Raw genomic sequence first — 16,573 nt, forward strand, 5'->3', positions numbered from 1 at the left:
GCCCTGGCCACGTCCCTGTGCCCGCGGTTTGCTGCTCCTCTTTTTTCTGTGCGAGCCGTCCTTCAAAGCCGGGAGGCGTTTAAACGTCCGTCTTGGGCTTGCCCCATTCGGCGATGGCAATGCCGCCAAGCACCAGCGCCAAAGCGATGACGTGGAAGATTTCAAGGCTTTCGCCGATCACCAGTACCGACAACAGCGTGCCGAACACCGGAACCAAATTGATGAACAGGCCGGCGCGGTTGGCGCCGATGCCCTCGACACCTTTAATATAGAGAATCTGCGAGATCAGCGACGGGAAGATGCCGGCATAGAGCATGATCGCCCAGCCGAGCGTGTCGGGGGCGATGAAGCGGTCGTTGGACAGTTCCCAGAAGACGAGCGGCAGGGAGGTGAGGGTGGCTGCCAGCGCCGGGCCGGCCATCAGGCTCTTCCAGTGCACCGGCGGCTTGAAGCGCAGCGCCACGGTATAGATTGCATAGCTGATCACGGCGAGCAGCAGCAGCGCGTCACCATAGTTGAGGGTCAGGCCGAGCAGGCTCGCCAGGTCGCCATGGGCAGCGGTCAGCGCCACGCCGGCAAAGCTGATCAGGAAGCCGACGATCTGGATGGCGGAGACCGGGATGCGAAAGATGGCAAAGTTGATGATGAAGATCAGCACCGGAATGCCGCCTTGTTCGATCGCGCCGTTAACAGCACTTGTATATTGCAGGGCCGAATAGAGAAAGCCGTTGAAGGCGGTGTAGCCGATGGCGCCGTAAGCCAGCAGCAGCTTCCAGTGGCGGCGCAGCAGCGGCCAGTCCTTCTTCAGCTGCGGAACGGAAATCAAGAGGATGATCAGGGTGGCGATCAGCCAGCGGCTGAAATTGAGGGCCATCGGGCTGACATGGCCGACGGCAAGCTTGCCGACCATGGTATTGCCGCCCCATAGCATCGTGGTGACGATCAGATAGGTATAAGCTCTAAAAGGCAATGGAGAGATACCGTTGTTTGGAAGGCCACTTCGCCGGTTGCCAGGCCGGAATAGGGCAGGGGCATGGCTTTGTCACGCAAAAAGCCAAATCGGCGAACATAAACAGGTCGATTTCCGCAAAACAACGCAGTATAGATGCGCGGGTTTGGGGTAGGCGCGTTTTCGCGCATTGAACAGGATTTTGAAATGACCAATGTCGTGGTGGTGGGTTCGCAGTGGGGCGACGAAGGCAAGGGCAAGATTGTCGACTGGCTTTCGGAACGTGCGGATATCGTGGTTCGGTTCCAGGGCGGCCACAATGCTGGCCATACGCTGGTCATCGACGGCGTGTCCTACAAGCTGTCGCTGCTGCCCTCCGGCGTGGTGCGTCCCGGCAAGATGGGCGTCATCGGCAATGGCGTGGTCGTCGATCCCCATGCGCTGCTGGCTGAAATCGGCAGACTGAAGGCGCAGGGCGTCGAAGTGACCCCCGACAATCTGCGGATTGCCGACAACGCCACGCTGATCCTGTCGCTGCACCGCGAACTCGACGGCATGCGCGAAGACGCCGCCACCAACAGCGGCGCCAATAGCGGCACCAAGATCGGCACGACGCGCCGCGGCATTGGCCCGGCCTATGAAGACAAGGTCGGCCGCCGCGCCATCCGCTTCATGGATCTGGCCGATCTGGACGCGCTGGAAGGCAAGGTCGAGAGCATCCTGACCCACCACAATGCGCTGCGTCGCGGTTTTGGCGCGCCGGAGGTCGAGCACAAGACGATCATGGACGAACTGACCTCGGTCGCCGATCAGGTGCTGCCGTTCCGCGAGACCGTGTGGCTGCTGCTCGACAAGGAACGTCGCAAGGGGTCGCGCATCCTGTTCGAAGGTGCGCAGGGCTCTCTGCTCGATATCGATCACGGCACCTATCCCTTCGTGACCTCGTCCAATACCGTCGCCGGCCAGGCCGCTGCCGGCTCCGGCATGGGTCCCGGTTCGCTGGGTTATATCCTTGGAATCACCAAGGCCTACACGACACGCGTCGGCGAGGGACCGTTTCCGACGGAACTTACCGACGAGATCGGACAGTTTCTTGGGGAAAAAGGTCATGAATTTGGCACGGTTACGGGTCGTAAACGGCGCTGCGGCTGGTTCGATGCGGCGCTGGTGCGCCAGTCGGTGGCCACCAATGGCATCACGGGCATCGCGCTCACCAAGCTCGATGTTCTCGACGGGCTGGACGAGCTGAAGATCTGCGTCGGCTATACGCTCGATGGCGTGGAAATCGACCATTTGCCGGCAAGTCAGGGCGCGCAGGCTCGTGTCGAGCCGGTCTATATCACGCTGGAAGGCTGGAAGGAATCGACCGTCGGCGCCCGCAGATGGGCAGACCTACCGGCCCAGGCGATCAAGTATGTTCGCCAGGTGGAAGAGCTGATCGGGGCGCCGGTGGCCCTGCTTTCGACCAGCCCGGAGCGCGACGACACCATACTTGTGACCGACCCGTTTGAGGATTAATGTCGGAAATAATTAACCAATTGTCATACGGCATGGGCCGTCGACCATGAGAAAGTGCTGATGGCTGACTTTGTAGCAGTTATTCGACGGGCCGTTGACGGCCTGTCGAACAATACCCCGGAAATGCGCGCGAAGGTGTACGAGAAGGCTCGTGGCGCGGTGATGCGCCAGCTTCAGAACATGTCGCCCCGCCCGCCGGAGGAAATGCTGCGCCGTCAGCTCGACAAGCTCGAAGCGGCCATCGTGGAGGTCGAGGCGGAGCATGCCGAGGCCCTGATGGCGGCGGAGGAAGAGGAGGCGATGAACGCGGCTGCGGTCTCCGCAGCGCCGGCTTTCGTCGAACCGGAGCCAGCCGAGCCTGAACCCGTCGAACCCGAGGCGCCGGCCGCTCCTGCGCCGACATATACCGAGAAGCAGGCGCCGGTCGAAACGGTCGAACCTGAGCCGTGGAACCCTGCGCCGGAAGCTTACGTCAGCCCGGCTGAGGAAACCGACGAGCATGCCTATGTCGGCGTGGACGAGGCGGATGCGGCGCATCCGGTCGAGCACGTCGCCGAGAACCCTGATGTGTTTGCGCCGGCTGCCGACGAACGGCGCGACGCCGCGGCTGCCGGGGCACCGTTCTATGACTATCCCGAGGGGCCGGCCGCCGAGCCTGCGGGCACACTGGAGCCGGAGACCGTTGAGCCGGATCCCTATGCTTCGGGCACAAGCTCTGCAGCTGAAGACGTGTATGCGCCCTGGCCAGAGGCGGCGCCCGTGCCGACACCGGAGGCTCCCGCCGAACCGGTGCCGGACGAACCGCAGGAACAGCACGGCTTTGCACCATGGCCGGAAGCGGCCGAGACGGTGGTTCACGCCGATGAGCCCGCCAGTGCTGTCGAGCCTGCTGCCGCACCCGCAGCCTTCGGAGACTGGCCGCCTTATCGCGAAGATGCATCTGATCCGTTCGTGTTTCCGGACGAACCGGCTCCGTCGGCGACCCCTGTTGCACGGGACGAGCCTAAACCCAAAGCCGCCGCCTTCGACGAGGCCGATGCGCTGGGCGAATTCGACGACTTCGTTCGCAGCGGCCAGAGCAAGCGCCCGGCGCCTGAGATGCCGCCGGCGCTGGATCTTCTCGAATGGGACGAAGCCGACCATCAGACCAGTTTTGTCGGCAAGGATGCCGCGCCGGAGGCAGCTCCCTTGGAGGGAGCGGATGCCGGCTGGTTCAAGGAGTTCGAGCAAGGCGCAGCCAGCGCCAGCGCCGCCCCGGCCGCGGCCAAAGGCAAAGCTAACGGTACCAAGGCGCGCGCCTCGACCGAGGATATCGATGCGCTTCTGGCCAATGCCGAGCAGAAGGCCTACCGCCGCGAGGACAAGCCACGCCGTAATTATGCGCCGGTCGTGCTTGGCGTGGCGGGCGTCCTGCTTCTGGCGGGCGCCGGCTATGGGCTGTGGGTCAACCGCGATACTGTCAGCAGTCTTGTCGATGGACTGGTAAGTTCGGTTCCCTCGACGGAGACGGCCGGCGAGCAGACACCGCCGGCCTCGGAGACGCCCGAAACGATCGTGCCGTCCGGCAACGGGACGGTCCCTGCCGATCCTGTGGCCAATGGCAATGGCACGCCCGCGCCTGACGGCTCGGTCACCGGCCAGAAATTTACGCAACGGCTGCTGCCGGATGGCGGCGAAGTGGACGAGGGCGTGGCTGCCACGCCGGGCGGCGCCGTGCCGGCTGGCGAAGGCACGTCGGTTGCCGAAAAGAACGTGCCGTCCGACACATCGCCGACGACGCCCCCGGTTCAGGCACCGGCCGCCGAAGGCACGCCGGCTACGCCGACCACCACGCCGCCGGCCACTCCGGGTGCGGCACCTGCCGGCGACATTGCCATGCCGACCGATGGCCAGAAGGCGTTTCTCTACGAGGAACGGCTGGGCCAGACCGTGCCGACCACGGTTCCCGGTCATATCGTCTGGACCGCCTTGCGGGAAACTGCCGAAAACGGCAAGGCCGAGCCGGTCATCCAGGGCAGCCTGTCCATTCCCGGCCGTGGCCTGAGCGCACTGATCACCTTCAAGCGCAATGCCGACAACTCCCTGCCGGCCAGCCATCTGGCGGAAGTGGTGTTTTCCGTGCCGGCCGATTTCGAGGGCGGGGCGATCGACAGCATCCAGCGCATTGCCATGAAAGCGACCGAGCAGGACCGCGGCGATCCGCTGATCGCCGTCTCGGCGAAGATCACCGACGACACCTACATGATCGCCTTCAACGATTTTGCCGAAGTAGTGGCGCGCAATCTGGAACTCTTGCAGAGCCGCAACTGGATCGACATTCCGGTGACCTACCGCAATGGCCGCCGCGCGCTGCTGACCCTCGACAAGGGCGTGCAGGGCAAGGCGGTCTTCGACAGCGTCATCAAGGAATGGGCCACCATGGGCAGCGCCCGCGGCGGCTGAGGTCGCTCAAGCACAATCGACAAAAACAAACGGCCGGCAATTTGCCGGCCGTTCTGCATTTGGGGCATGACGTTAGCGGGGATGCCGCCGATCAGGCATTGACGAGGCGGACGGCCTTGGCGCGTTCGAGCGCTTCCTTCTGAACCGCCTCCTGCACCTTTTCGAAGGCGCGCACCTCGATCTGACGAACACGCTCGCGGCTGATGTCGAATTCGCTCGACAGCTCTTCCAGTGTGACCGGATCTTCTGCCAGGCGACGAGCCTCAAAAATGCGGCGCTCGCGATCGTTGAGCACGCTCATGGCGCGGCTCAGCATGCGGCGACGGGTTTCCAGCTCGTCCTGCTCGATCAGCACGGCTTCCTGGCTTTCGTGGTCATCGACCAGCCAATCCTGCCACTGGCCGGACTCGCCTTCGGAGGCGCGGATCGGGGCATTCAGCGAGGCGTCGCCGGACAGGCGGCGGTTCATCGAGATGACCTCCTCCGCCGAGACGTTCAGCTTGGTGGCGATTTCGGCGACCTGATCGGGTCGCAGATCGCCTTCCTCGATCGCCTGGATCTTGCCTTTCAGGCGGCGCAGGTTGAAGAACAGCCGCTTCTGGTTGGCGGTCGTGCCCATTTTGACGAGCGACCACGAACGCAGGATATATTCCTGGATCGACGCCTTGATCCACCACATGGCATAGGTCGCCAGGCGGAAACCGCGTTCGGGATCGAATTTCTTGACGGCCTGCATCAGGCCGACATTGCCTTCGGACACCACTTCGCCGATCGGCAGGCCGTAGCCGCGATAACCCATGGCGATCTTGGCGACCAGACGCAGATGGCTGGTCACCAGCCGGTGGGCGGCGTCGCGGTCGCCATGCTCGGCATAGCGCTTGGCAAGCATGTATTCTTCCTGCGGCTCCAGCATCGGAAATTTGCGGATCTCGTCGAGATAGCGGTTCAATCCCGCTTCGCCGGCAGTAATGGTGGGCAGATAATTGCGGGCCATAAAGCACCCCCTTTCGCTATTGGCTTCCCTTGCGGACTGTTCGGGCAAGCCAAGACCTTTGTGGATTTTCCAAATCCCACAAAAATCCATGTAACAAATAAGTGTGGCGAATTAGGGATTCAAGGGATCACGAAAATGTAATGACATTACGTTTTGGTAATATTCCGGCGGCTCAATAGTCGAACAGAATGTGGCTTTCGCGCCATTGTTTCCTCAATGTCTCGCCATCGCAAAAGGTCTCGTCCATCAGGCGGCAACCCTCGAACCGGTTGTGCCGGAAATGGCGGAAATCGTTGCGCAGCTCACAATAGGCCGCAATGTGTATGCCGTCTACATAATAGACGAGGGCCAGCGGCCGGATGGTGCGTTGCGTTTGGCTTCCGACGGCATCGCGATAGGTGATGGAAAGCTTGCGCTCGTCGCGGATGGCACGGCGGATGATGTTGAGATCGACGCTTGCCTCAGGAATGGCATGCCAGGTCGAGACGTAGAGCGGCATGGCGTCGATGCTGGTCCGGTCGCAGGGCAGCACGTCGCCGATCTTCGCGGCGGCGCTGCGGCCGGCGGCCTCCAGGCTGTTGTCGCCTGTGCGGGCGACCAGCGACAGGCCGACGGCGATGGCTTCGATCTCCTCGTGCGAGAACATCAGTGGCGGCAGGTCGTAACCGCGTCGCATCATGTAGCCGATGCCGGCCGCGCCCTCGATCGGCACGCGCGATGCCTGCAGGGCGGCGATATCGCGGTAGATGGTGCGCTTGGTCACCTCCAGCCGTGCAGCGATGGCGTCGGCGGTGAGCGGCACGCGCGATGCCCGCAGCATCTGGATGATGTCGAACATGCGGCTGGACTGCGCCACGGTCTTTCCTTCGATTGTGTCGCCCATGCTGCTGACAGGCTGTTGTCAGCAGCACCTTGCTACAGCTTGCGATGCTTTCCAACCGCCAAGGATGCCTCCATGAAAATCTCTCCCTATGTCGTCGGCCTGATCGCTGTCTTGACTGCCACCGTGGCGCTCAGCACCGCCGGGCTGATGACGCGGCTCATCACCATGGATGCACCGACCCTGCTGTTCTGGAGAGGGGTGGTCAGTGGCGCCTTTCTGTTGCTCTGCCTGCTCGTCTGGAAGGGGCGGGGCGTGCGCGGCGATTTTGCCCGGCTCGGGCTTGCCGGCCTGGCGATCTGCATCGCGTCTGCCGTCAGTGCCTCCCTGTTCATCTCGGCCCTGCATGAAACGACCGTAGCCCATGTCGCCATCATCTTCGCCACATGCCCGTTCCTGGCTGCCGGCCTTGGCTTTGTGGTTCTCGGTGAACGGCCGGGCCGCGGTGCATTGATCGCCAGCGGCGTGGCGATGGCGGGCGTGCTGCTGATGATCGGCACGGGAGACGAGGGCGCCCTGTTCGGCGACCTCCTGGCCTTTGCCATGACCGCAACGATCGCGCTGTGGACGGTGCTGGTGCGCCGGTATCCGGACAAGCCGGTGCTGGCCTGCTCGGTGCTGTCCACGCTGCTGAGTGCTGCTTTCGCAGTGCCGTTTGCAACGCCGCTTGCCGTGTCCGGCCAGGACTTGGCTGTCGTCGTCCTCTTTGCCGTGTTCGGCTTCTCGCTCGGCGTCGTGCTGCTGATCGTCGGCTCGCGGGCGCTGCCGCCGGTCGAATCCGCCCTGATCGGTGCGCTGGATGCGCCGTTGGCACCGCTCCTGGTCTGGCTGTTCGTCGGCGAGGCACCATCGATCACGACCCTTGTCGGCGGAACCGTCGTGCTTTCGGCCGTCACCTTGCACGTTGTTTCCACCACGGTGCTCAACCGCAGTGCCTGCCCCTCGTAAGAGAGGGGCCTAAACCGCCTGCAGGGCGTCGATCACCGCCTGCATGTCGGCGGGGACCGGCGCTTCGAAACGCATGGTCTTGCCGGTCGAGGGGTGTTCGAAGGCCAGCAGATAGGCGTGCAGGGCCTGGCGGTGGAAGCCGTTGACCACGGCTCTTGCTGCGTCCGGCAGGAGATTGGCCTTGGTCTTGAAGGCGGCGCCATATTCCGGGTCGCCGATCAGGGGATGGCCGATATGGGCCATGTGCACGCGGATCTGGTGGGTACGGCCGGTTTCCAGGCGGCATTCGACCAGCGAGGCGATGCAGGTGGAGTCCGGCTTCTCGCCATAGCGCTCGACCACCGTGTAATGGGTGATCGCCTCGCGGGCGTCGTCGGTGTCTTCCTTCTTGACGGTGCGCTTGGTGCGGTCGCCGGCGCGGCCCAGAGGGGCATCGATGGTGCCGTGGAGGGTGCGGGGGCGACCCCAGACGATGGCCCGGTAGGCGCGCTCCAGCGGCCCGGTGCGGCCATGGTCGGCAAACTGGTCGGCGAGGTGTCGATGGGCGAGATCGTTCTTGGCCACTACCATGACGCCGGAGGTTTCCTTGTCGAGCCGGTGCACGATGCCCGGCCGCTTGACGCCGCCGATGCCCGACAGGCTGTCGCCGCAATGGTGGATCAGGGCATTGACCAGCGTGCCCGTCCAGTTGCCGGCGCCGGGATGCACGACCAGGCCGGCGGGTTTGGCCAGCACGATCAGGTCGCTGTCCTCGTAAAGCACCTCAAGCGGAATGTCCTCGCCCTGCGGTTCGGCGTCTTCCGGCTCGGGCATGACGATGGCCAGGCTGTCGCCCGGCTTGATCTTGCGCTTGGGTTCGGTGACGGCGGTGCCGTTGATGAAGACCGCCCCTTGCTCGATCAGCGCCTTGACGCGGTTGCGCGACAGATCGCCGCCGAGCGCGCCGGCAAGCCATGCGTCGAGCCGCCCTTCGGCGTCCTCTCCGGCAATCAGGGCTTTTCTTAAGGGATCGGCTTGTTTAAAGGGGTCGTTCATTCTGTCATCCCGCGTGTGCACCACCGGCTTGCGGCGCATTGGTTTCGGTGCCACTTGGCACAGACTGCCGCATTCTACAATCAAACAGCCATGTAACGTGGCTCTTTTTCCCTGAACCGAGGTTCGCAGCCAGGGAAAACGCCCAGATCCCGCGGACACCAGAGAAGCAGAGACAAAAAAGCCGATGGCCGATATCGATACCGACGACCAGGACGAAAAGCCGCTCGATCCGGCCATGGAAAACGTCCGCCGCAAGATGGTGAAGCTGCAGCTCGTGTCGGGCGGCATCATGCTTTTGATGTTTATGGCGGTGCTGGCGGCGATTGTCTACAAGGTGACCCGCCCGGACGGTAGCGCGCGACCGGTCGCCCAGCCCGGTCTTGCCATTCCGGCCGACCAGCCGATCGTCGCGGCGGCCCTGCTGCCGGCAGGCTTCACCGTGCTGTCCACGGATCTGTCGAACAACCAGATCCTGTTCTACGGGACGACAACGGACGGCACCCGCAAGGCGCTGGTGTTCGATCTCTCGGTCGGCCGGATCGTCGCCGACGTCACCGTTGCCGGCAACTGATCGGCGGATGCCCTGATGAGCGAACGGGCGTTGATTGTCATAACCGACCCCGAGGATCCGCGCATTGCCGAGTTCCGTCAGATCCGCGAACGGGACCTGACGGGTCGGCAGGGCCGGTTCATTGCCGAGGGCACGGTGGTGCTGCGCATGCTGGCGCAGGCGCATGGGGCCGGGCGCGGCATCAAGGCGGAAAAGATCCTGCTGCTGCAGAACCGTGTTAGCGGTCTCGACGAGCTGCTGGCATCCTTCCCGGCCGATATTCCGGTCTATGTGGCTGACGGTGCCGTGCTCGATGCCATTGCCGGCTTTCACCTGCATCGCGGCGTACTGGCGCTTGGCATTCGCGACGAGGCGCCGACGGCGTCGAGGCTGATAGAAAGCCTGCCGCAGCATGCGCTGGTGCTGGTTGGCTGCGGCATTTCCAACCATGACAATATCGGCTCGATGTTCCGCAACGCGGCGGGGTTTACGGCTGACGCCGTGCTGCTCGACGAGACCTGCTGCGATCCGCTCTATCGCAAGGCGCTGCGGGTGTCGGTCGGCTCGGTGCTGACGGTGCCCTATGACCGGCAGGGCAATGCGGTCGAGCTGCTCGGCAGTCTGGCCGATGCCGGTTTCGCCATCTGGGCGCTGTCGCCGTCCGGAATGACCGAGATCCGCGCTATACCGGCGTCGGCGCGCATGGCGCTGGTGGTCGGTACCGAGGGCGAGGGGTTGCCGGCCGAGGTGCTGGAACGCTTCCACACGGCGCGCATCGCCCAGGCGCCCGGTCTCGACAGCCTCAATGTCGGCACGGCCAGCGGCATCGCACTTTATGGCCTGGCGCAGGCCATGGGGCGGCTCTGAGGTCGTTTAGCGCTGCGGCGTGTCGAGCATATCCGGAGCCAGTCTGGCGACCCGGTCGGCCAGCGAGCCGGGCTTGACGCCGGATGTGTCGGCCGGGCCGGCCAGCAAAGCCGGAATGGGCGATGCGCTGCCTTCGCGCAGCGCCGTCAGGGCGATCATCTTGGCGGCGATCTCCGCCACTTCCTCGCGCAGGGCCGGGTCGCTGGCGGCGGTGCGGGCCTTCAGCAGCCGTTCGGTCAGGGCGATATGCTGATGGCGCAGTTCGTCGGCGAGCGCCTCGGCGGCCGGATCCGAAACTAGGTTAGCCATATCTGGAACCGTGCCGACGATATCCACCGGCATGCGCGCCGGCGCATGTCCGGCCGGCGCGGGTTTCGCTGGTCTTGAGGACCGCAGCGCGGCGCGACCATTCGGGGCGGTTTCCTGCAGCTTTTCCTTCAGCCGGACAATTTCTTTCAGATGACGCTCGATCGTGCCGTCCTTGTCCACGGAGGTTGCCATGGCGCGGGTCAGCTTGTCCTCCAGCCGCAGCAGCTTGTGTTCTTCCTGGGCGAGGCGCTGTTCGGCTTGCTTGGCGCGGATGCCAGCCGATTTGACCTCCTGGCGCAAGGCTTCGCGCTCGTCGCGCAGGGTCTGGACCCGCATGCGCAGATCCTCGATCTGGGTGTCGCGGGTGGTGCCCTCGATCTTCAGATTGTCGATCTCGCTGTTGAGCCGGGTGATCCGCTGTGTCAGCTTCTCGATTGCCAAGTCCTTGGTGATGGAGGTTTCCTCGACGCGCTGCAGCGCGTCTTTCATCTGCTCCAGATTGGTGGCCTCGCGCCGCAACTGCGAGCGCAGGCTGCCGGCCTCGGTGCTCATCTCCTCGATCTGCATGCGCAGGTCCTGGCTTTCGGCGAGCGCATGGCTGGTCTCCTTGGCCAGCGTATCGTTGCTGATTTCGAGCGCCATGGATTTTTCCCGCTCGCGGGTCAACTCCTGGGCGGTCCTAGCATTTTCGGCGGCATAGACCGCCCGGGCCATGTCCTTCTGGGCGCGCACTTCCTGGGCGCTCAGTGGCGTGGTCGCCTTCAGGCGGTTTTCCGTATAAAGCACGATGCGGCGATGGATCGCCGGTACCAGCAGCATGGCCAGCAGCGCCGCACTCAAAAAGCCCAGTCCGAACAGCAGAGCATATTCAATCACGGCGGCGCCATTTCAGCTCGATTCCATGCCATCATCCGATCCTTACCGACGCGCCCCGCCGGCGACAAGTCGTGGCCCATGGGATGCGCGCAAAAAAGCCCGCCGGCGGCGGGCTTTTCGACATTATAAAGCAATCAGAATGGGTTCCAGGTGGGCGAGCGGGTCAGCTTGAGATAGCCGACATTGACGCCGAGGCGGGCGCCGACGCCGGTTCGAATAGGCACCAGCACGACATCGTTCGATTTCAGCACGGTCATGCCGACGCCGGCCACCACATAGGCCGAGCCGCTGACGCCGCCGAACCGGGTGAACAGATTGTCGACGGCTGGCAGATTGTAGACCAGCATCATCGACCGGGTGCCGTTGCCGCCATAGTCGATGCCAAGAGAGGGGCCTTGCCAGAACACATCGTGCTGGCCGGCATTCTTGGTGTAAAGCATGCCTTCGCCATAGGTCAGGCCGGCGATAAAGGCGCCGGAGCCCTCCTGGCCGAGAATGTAGCCGTTCGGCAGGCCGTATTGCTGGAAGGCTTTTTCCAGCACCTTGGCGAGCGCGCCGCTGGTCGAGCCGAAGAAACCGTGGCCGGCATCCACCACTTCCTGAACAGAGTACTGGCCGTTGTCGACAGCTTCGGCGTGCCGTGGGTTCAACGTCAGGGCGGACAGCAGAAGGCCCGCAACGAGCAGGCAAAGACGAGCGGTCCCGCGAATTCTGACAAGGCGCATGGCGTCCTCCATCCAAAGTCAATATAAAGGGCTGTCCTTGAGACAGGTTGGCGTATCTTGCTTCGATCGTCTTAATAATCGGTTTACCAAATATGGTGTCATTATGGCGGCAATGGCATCCGGCCAGATGCGCGCGCTTGATAAGCGTGGCAACTGAAGCCGATATGTGCCGATCCCGCAGTTCAGGAGAACTCGATGCTGAAGAATCCCACGCTTACCCTTGCTGGTCCTGATCTCGCGGCGCTGTTGTGCAGCCGGGTTTGCCACGACGTCATTTCGCCGGTCGGCGCGATCAACAACGGCCTGGAACTGCTCGATGAGGGCGGCGCCGATGCCGATGCCATGGATCTGATCCGCACCAGCGCGCTCAATGCCTCGGTTCGCCTGAAGTTCGCGCGCCTGGCTTTCGGTGCGTCCGGCTCGGTCGGGGCTTCGATTGACACGGGCGAGGCCGAAAAGGCCGCCAAGGATTTTGCTGCGGCCGAGAAGAAGGCCGAGGTTACCTGGTCGGGGCCGCGGTCGATCATTGCCAAGAACAAGGTGAAGCTGCTGCTCAACCTGTTTCTCGTCGCCTACAGCGCGATCCCAAGGGGCGGCGTGATCGACGTGACGCTGGAGGATCCGGAGGACAAGGCGAAGTTCCGCCTGGCGGCACGCGGCCGGATGATGCGGGTTCCTGCGAAATTTGCGGAAATCTGCGCTGGTCGTCTCGACGAGGCCGTCGATGCCCATTCGATCCAGCCGTATTACACGGTGCTGCTGGCCGAGGAGTCGGGCATGGAGCTGAAATACGTGGCCACCGAAGAAGAAATCGTCTTCACGGCCGAGACAGTGGCGGCCTGAACAGCGGCCGGCTGGCCCATCCCATCATGATGGGGGCAAGGGGGGCGGGCGATCGCCCCTTTTTTGATGGATTGCGCCGACGATAGCCGCGCCGGGGTGGTGCGAAACGGGACATTCGGCGGTAACCTTTCGTTAGTCGAATGGCTCTACACTTTATACGGAGGTCCCGCGTCTGCAGGTTGCAGCGTGGCAAAGATGGAGATGGACATGCAACGCTTGATGATCGCTGACTCGTCGGATGTCGTTCGCAAGGTGGGCAAGAAAATCCTATCTGAGCTTGGTTTTCTGGTGGTGGAAGCGCCGACGGCGCGCGAAGCGCTGATGCGCTGCGAAAGCGAACTGCCCAATATCGTCATCGTCGATGCAGGCCTTGAAGGCGCTCTCGATCTCATCGCCAATATTCGCGCCCTGCCGGAAGGCAAGAGTGTGCGCATCTATTATTGCGTCATCGAGGCCGGTCTCAAGACCATGATGATGGGCAAGCGTGCCGGCGCCAACGATTTCCTGCTGAAGCCGTTCGATCGCAAGATCCTGACGACGATCTTTAGCGATCGTATCGCCGCCTGAAAATTCTCCCATCTGAAACAGTCGAAAAGCCGGGCGTGTAGGACACGCCCGGCTTTTCGCATTCTTGACGGACGGGCTGCCGCAAACGTCAAAAAGCCCGCCCCGAAGGGCAGGCTTTTTGGTTGTATCGGCAGGGGTCTTAAAGGGTCAGGCGGTTTCCATGTACTCGGCAGCGTCCGGTTCGCGCAGAACGTAGCCGCGGCCCCAGACGGTTTCGATGTAATTGGCACCACCGGCAGCATTTGCCAGCTTCTTGCGCAGCTTGCAGATGAAAACGTCGATGATCTTCAGTTCCGGCTCGTCCATACCGCCGTAGAGGTGGTTCAGGAACATTTCCTTGGTGAGCGTGGTGCCCTTGCGGAGCGAAAGCAGCTCCAGCATCTGGTATTCCTTGCCCGTCAGGTGAACGCGCTGGCCGCCGACTTCGACAGTTTTGGCATCCAGGTTGACGATCAGTTCGCCGGTGATGATGATCGACTGGGCGTGGCCCTTCGAACGGCGCACGATCGCATGGATGCGCGCCACCAGTTCGTCCTTATGGAACGGCTTGGTCATGTAGTCGTCGGCGCCGAACCCAAGGCCGCGAACCTTGTCTTCAATGCCGGCCATGCCGGAGAGAATGAGGATCGGGGTCTTAACCTTGGAGAGACGAAGCGTCCGCAGCACTTCGTAACCGGACATGTCCGGCAGGTTGAGATCCAGTAGAATGATGTCGTAGTCGTAGAGCTTGCCGAGATCGACGCCTTCTTCCCCGAGATCCGTCGTGTAGACGTTGAAACTCTCGGATTTGAGCATCAATTCGATGCTCTGCGCTGTCGCGCTGTCGTCTTCGATGAGTAGAACCCGCATAATTATCCCCTTTACCGCCGCCGACAGGTCGTATTGGCCCCCTACGCGATACGGATCCAGTCGTTGCCTGATTTGAAGGCTGCCACCAAATGGTTAACAAATTCTGATTCCCTCTGGCAAGGTGTATCGAATTTATTAAATTATTAGAGCAGTCTCCTGATTTTGAATGCGATTTCGCCATTGCCATAGATGAATCGGATTGTCAGGCTTTACCCTTAACCGATTCAAATGACTCATCATTGTCATTGGCCCATATTTAGACCCTGGCATTTACTGACCCTTAAGTGATCCTCCTTATCATTAACGATGCCCGTAAACGAAAGGTTACCAACGGTAGTTTTTTGTTAACGCCGCCGATTTTTTTCGCTGGTGATTCGTTTTTTTGCGTGCGGGCGCATTTGTAAAGCGTGTGAAAGCGGGCCATCTCGCATCACGGGAGTATTGCGTATGAAGTCGCGTGAGAGCCTGGTGCGCCTGAAAGGTTTTCAGGTCACCGAAAAGCGTCGGCAGTTGCAGCAGCTGCAATTGATGATGTCGGAATTTGAGCGCATGTCCAAGGACCTGGAAAACCAGATCACCGTGGAAGAGAAGAAATCCGGGATTACCGACCCCAACCACTTCGCCTACCCGACTTTTGCCAAGGCCGCGCGCCAGCGGGCCGACAATCTTCAGATCTCCATCCGGGAACTGAAGGTTCAGCAGGAGGCAGCCGACCTGGCGCTGGAGGAGGCGGAGGCCGAATATGCCAAGGCCGCGGCGCTCGAGGAGCGGGACGGCCAGATGCGCGTCCGGGCGTAGAGCTCTACGCCCCGAAGCCATGACTTCAAACTCCGCGGCGGCCTCTGGCTGTCCGCGGCGGCGGCATTTGCCGTCCGCGCGCTGTCAGGCGCCTGCAGCCGCAGGTGCTGCGGGCGCCAGCATCAGCGTTTGATCACATCCTGCCAGTCGGGGTGGCGGTCGACCTGGGCGTGAAAAAACGGGCAGAGCGGTATGATCTTCCAGCCGCCGCGCCGGGCTTCCTCCACCGCATGCAAGGCCAACGCCTGACCGGCGCCCTGGCCACGCATGCTGTCGGGCACTTCGGTATGGTCGATGATGATCAACTGGGGAGAGCTGCGCGAATAGGTCATCAGCGCCCGCGGTTCCTCCGTCCCCAGGAGATAGCGCCCGCCGGACTTGGTTTCTTCATGGATGATGGTCATATCGTTCTCCGCCGTTTGGATCGTGCTGCCTTAACATCTGTCGATTCGCACGGCAAAGATATGTCGGACCGGCCGATCCTGCGGCACGGCCGATGATGGCCAGGCGAGGGTGGGGTATCCGATGATCTGGGTGAAATCCGCGATGCTGGCGCTGACACCGTTCTGCCTGGCGCTCGGACTGGTGCTGCCGCTGGTCCGTTTTGAGAAACTCTATTTCTTCAGCGAGGACCCATCGCTGATCGGTATCGTGCTGTCGCTGTGGCAAAATGGATCACCGGGACTTGCCGTGCTGGTCGGTCTGGTGTCGATCGTCTTTCCCGTGGTCAAGATGATCGGGCTGATGGCTGAAGCGCTGGCGCCTCTCGACACCGGCGCTGCCGCCGCACTGGTGCGGCGGATCGTGCCGCATCTGTCGAAGTGGTCGATGATGGATGTCATGCTGGTGGCCATCGTCATCTTCGCAGCCAAGACCAGCGGCCTGGCAAGCGCTTTCACTCAGCCAGGCCTTTGGTTCTATGCTATCTCGTCCGTGATGGCCGGGCTGTTGAATGTCCTGCTGCGCAGGACGGCCTGATCGTATCTCAAAAAAATAAAATACCCGACTGTATCAAGAAATCAGTGGCGGTATTGTTGGATCCGGGTGGTCCGCAGACCGGGCAGGCCGTGATCATTGATCGATGACTGCCAGGACAGGAATTCCTCGACCGTCAATGTATAACGCTCGCAAGCCTCTTCCAGGCTCAGCAATCCACCGCGAACGGCAGCGACGACCTCGGCCTTTCTGCGAATGACCCAGCGGCGGGTGTTGGCAGGCGGCAAATCGGCAATCGTCAAAGGGCTGCCATCGGGACCGATGACATATTTTACTCGGGGGCGTATCATTTCGGTCATTGGACTCTCTACACATACTCAAGACCACAGAAGCGCATCCTAGCGGCGCACCTTTAAAATTTGGCTAAGCCCGTCGTAACAATTTGCTAATAAATTGAGCGAGTTCGCAGAACCGGATTCCGGCTTGT

The 16,573-nt window shown here is 62.2% G+C and carries 18 protein-coding genes; 9 read left to right on the forward strand and 9 right to left on the reverse strand.

Annotated elements, in window-relative coordinates:
• Nucleotides 1–79: 79 nt before the first annotated feature.
• Nucleotides 80–970: a DMT family transporter gene (locus tag HFC70_RS04760; protein ID WP_168472061.1), complete on the reverse strand. Its 891-nt coding sequence runs from the start codon at nt 968–970 to the stop codon at nt 80–82.
• A gap of 186 nt (nt 971–1,156) precedes the next feature.
• On the opposite strand from HFC70_RS04760, the gene HFC70_RS04765 reads away from it, so the two are divergent.
• Both HFC70_RS04765 and HFC70_RS04770 read left to right on the forward strand, forming a co-directional pair.
• Entirely contained in the window at nt 1,157–2,467 is a 1,311-nt protein-coding gene (locus HFC70_RS04765) for an adenylosuccinate synthase (protein ID WP_168472062.1), read from the forward strand.
• A gap of 60 nt (nt 2,468–2,527) precedes the next feature.
• Complete coding sequence (locus tag HFC70_RS04770; protein WP_168472063.1) at nt 2,528–4,909, forward strand: hypothetical protein; 2,382 nt, start codon at nt 2,528–2,530, stop codon at nt 4,907–4,909.
• Nucleotides 4,910–5,000: 91 nt separating this feature from the next.
• On the opposite strand, the gene rpoH is transcribed toward HFC70_RS04770, so the two are convergent.
• Both rpoH and HFC70_RS04780 read right to left on the reverse strand, forming a co-directional pair.
• Entirely contained in the window at nt 5,001–5,903 is a 903-nt protein-coding gene (gene rpoH, locus HFC70_RS04775) for an RNA polymerase sigma factor RpoH (protein ID WP_168472064.1), read from the reverse strand.
• Nucleotides 5,904–6,075: 172 nt separating this feature from the next.
• Nucleotides 6,076–6,759, reverse strand: coding sequence for a YafY family protein (locus HFC70_RS04780; protein ID WP_168472065.1), 684 nt, complete (start codon nt 6,757–6,759; stop codon nt 6,076–6,078).
• A gap of 99 nt (nt 6,760–6,858) precedes the next feature.
• On the opposite strand from HFC70_RS04780, the gene HFC70_RS04785 reads away from it, so the two are divergent.
• A complete protein-coding gene (locus tag HFC70_RS04785) occupies nt 6,859–7,731 on the forward strand; it encodes a DMT family transporter (RefSeq protein ID WP_168472066.1) in 873 nt (290 codons plus the stop codon).
• A gap of 9 nt (nt 7,732–7,740) precedes the next feature.
• Here HFC70_RS04785 and HFC70_RS04790 read toward each other — a convergent pair whose 3' ends face one another.
• A complete protein-coding gene (locus HFC70_RS04790) occupies nt 7,741–8,766 on the reverse strand; it encodes an RluA family pseudouridine synthase (protein WP_168472067.1) in 1,026 nt (341 codons plus the stop codon).
• A gap of 184 nt (nt 8,767–8,950) precedes the next feature.
• Between HFC70_RS04790 and HFC70_RS04795 the strand changes: the two genes are divergently transcribed.
• Together HFC70_RS04795 and HFC70_RS04800 are read left to right on the forward strand one after the other, a co-directional pair.
• Nucleotides 8,951–9,337, forward strand: coding sequence for a hypothetical protein (locus tag HFC70_RS04795; protein ID WP_168472068.1), 387 nt, complete (start codon nt 8,951–8,953; stop codon nt 9,335–9,337).
• Between the two features lie 15 nt (nt 9,338–9,352).
• Entirely contained in the window at nt 9,353–10,183 is an 831-nt protein-coding gene (locus tag HFC70_RS04800) for an RNA methyltransferase (RefSeq protein ID WP_168472069.1), read from the forward strand.
• Between the two features lie 6 nt (nt 10,184–10,189).
• Here the strand turns inward: HFC70_RS04800 and HFC70_RS04805 are convergent, their stop codons facing one another.
• Together HFC70_RS04805 and HFC70_RS04810 are read right to left on the reverse strand one after the other, a co-directional pair.
• Entirely contained in the window at nt 10,190–11,368 is a 1,179-nt protein-coding gene (locus HFC70_RS04805) for a hypothetical protein (protein WP_368669535.1), read from the reverse strand.
• Between the two features lie 134 nt (nt 11,369–11,502).
• On the reverse strand, nt 11,503–12,093 hold the full coding sequence (locus HFC70_RS04810) for a DUF1134 domain-containing protein (RefSeq protein WP_168472070.1): 591 nt from the start codon (nt 12,091–12,093) through the stop codon (nt 11,503–11,505).
• Between the two features lie 195 nt (nt 12,094–12,288).
• Between HFC70_RS04810 and chpT the strand changes: the two genes are divergently transcribed.
• Nucleotides 12,289–12,936: a histidine phosphotransferase ChpT gene (chpT, locus tag HFC70_RS04815; protein WP_168472071.1), complete on the forward strand. Its 648-nt coding sequence runs from the start codon at nt 12,289–12,291 to the stop codon at nt 12,934–12,936.
• 201 nt (nt 12,937–13,137) lie between these two features.
• Nucleotides 13,138–13,503 (forward strand): response regulator, encoded by a 366-nt coding sequence (locus tag HFC70_RS04820; RefSeq protein ID WP_168472202.1) that lies wholly within the window; start codon nt 13,138–13,140, stop codon nt 13,501–13,503.
• A gap of 147 nt (nt 13,504–13,650) precedes the next feature.
• Here HFC70_RS04820 and ctrA read toward each other — a convergent pair whose 3' ends face one another.
• Entirely contained in the window at nt 13,651–14,352 is a 702-nt protein-coding gene (gene ctrA / locus HFC70_RS04825; protein WP_168472072.1) for a response regulator transcription factor CtrA, read from the reverse strand.
• A 447-nt stretch (nt 14,353–14,799) separates the two neighbouring features.
• Between ctrA and HFC70_RS04830 the strand changes: the two genes are divergently transcribed.
• The gene (locus HFC70_RS04830; RefSeq protein WP_168472073.1) at nt 14,800–15,150 is read left to right on the forward strand and encodes a flagellar export protein FliJ; all 351 of its coding nucleotides are present in this window, start codon (nt 14,800–14,802) and stop codon (nt 15,148–15,150) included.
• A gap of 122 nt (nt 15,151–15,272) precedes the next feature.
• On the opposite strand, the gene HFC70_RS04835 is transcribed toward HFC70_RS04830, so the two are convergent.
• Nucleotides 15,273–15,554: a GNAT family N-acetyltransferase gene (locus tag HFC70_RS04835; protein ID WP_168472074.1), complete on the reverse strand. Its 282-nt coding sequence runs from the start codon at nt 15,552–15,554 to the stop codon at nt 15,273–15,275.
• Nucleotides 15,555–15,675: 121 nt separating this feature from the next.
• On the opposite strand from HFC70_RS04835, the gene HFC70_RS04840 reads away from it, so the two are divergent.
• Nucleotides 15,676–16,128 carry a paraquat-inducible protein A gene (locus HFC70_RS04840; protein WP_168472075.1) on the forward strand — a complete coding sequence of 151 codons (453 nt, stop codon included), beginning with the start codon at nt 15,676–15,678 and terminating at the stop codon, nt 16,126–16,128.
• A 41-nt stretch (nt 16,129–16,169) separates the two neighbouring features.
• Here HFC70_RS04840 and HFC70_RS04845 read toward each other — a convergent pair whose 3' ends face one another.
• A complete protein-coding gene (locus HFC70_RS04845) occupies nt 16,170–16,445 on the reverse strand; it encodes a DUF1153 domain-containing protein (RefSeq protein ID WP_006725852.1) in 276 nt (91 codons plus the stop codon).
• Nucleotides 16,446–16,573: the final 128 nt, after the last annotated feature.

Origin of the sequence: Agrobacterium sp. a22-2 (assembly GCF_012276985.1) — a bacterium.
In the GTDB taxonomy this organism is placed as follows: domain Bacteria; phylum Pseudomonadota; class Alphaproteobacteria; order Rhizobiales; family Rhizobiaceae; genus Allorhizobium.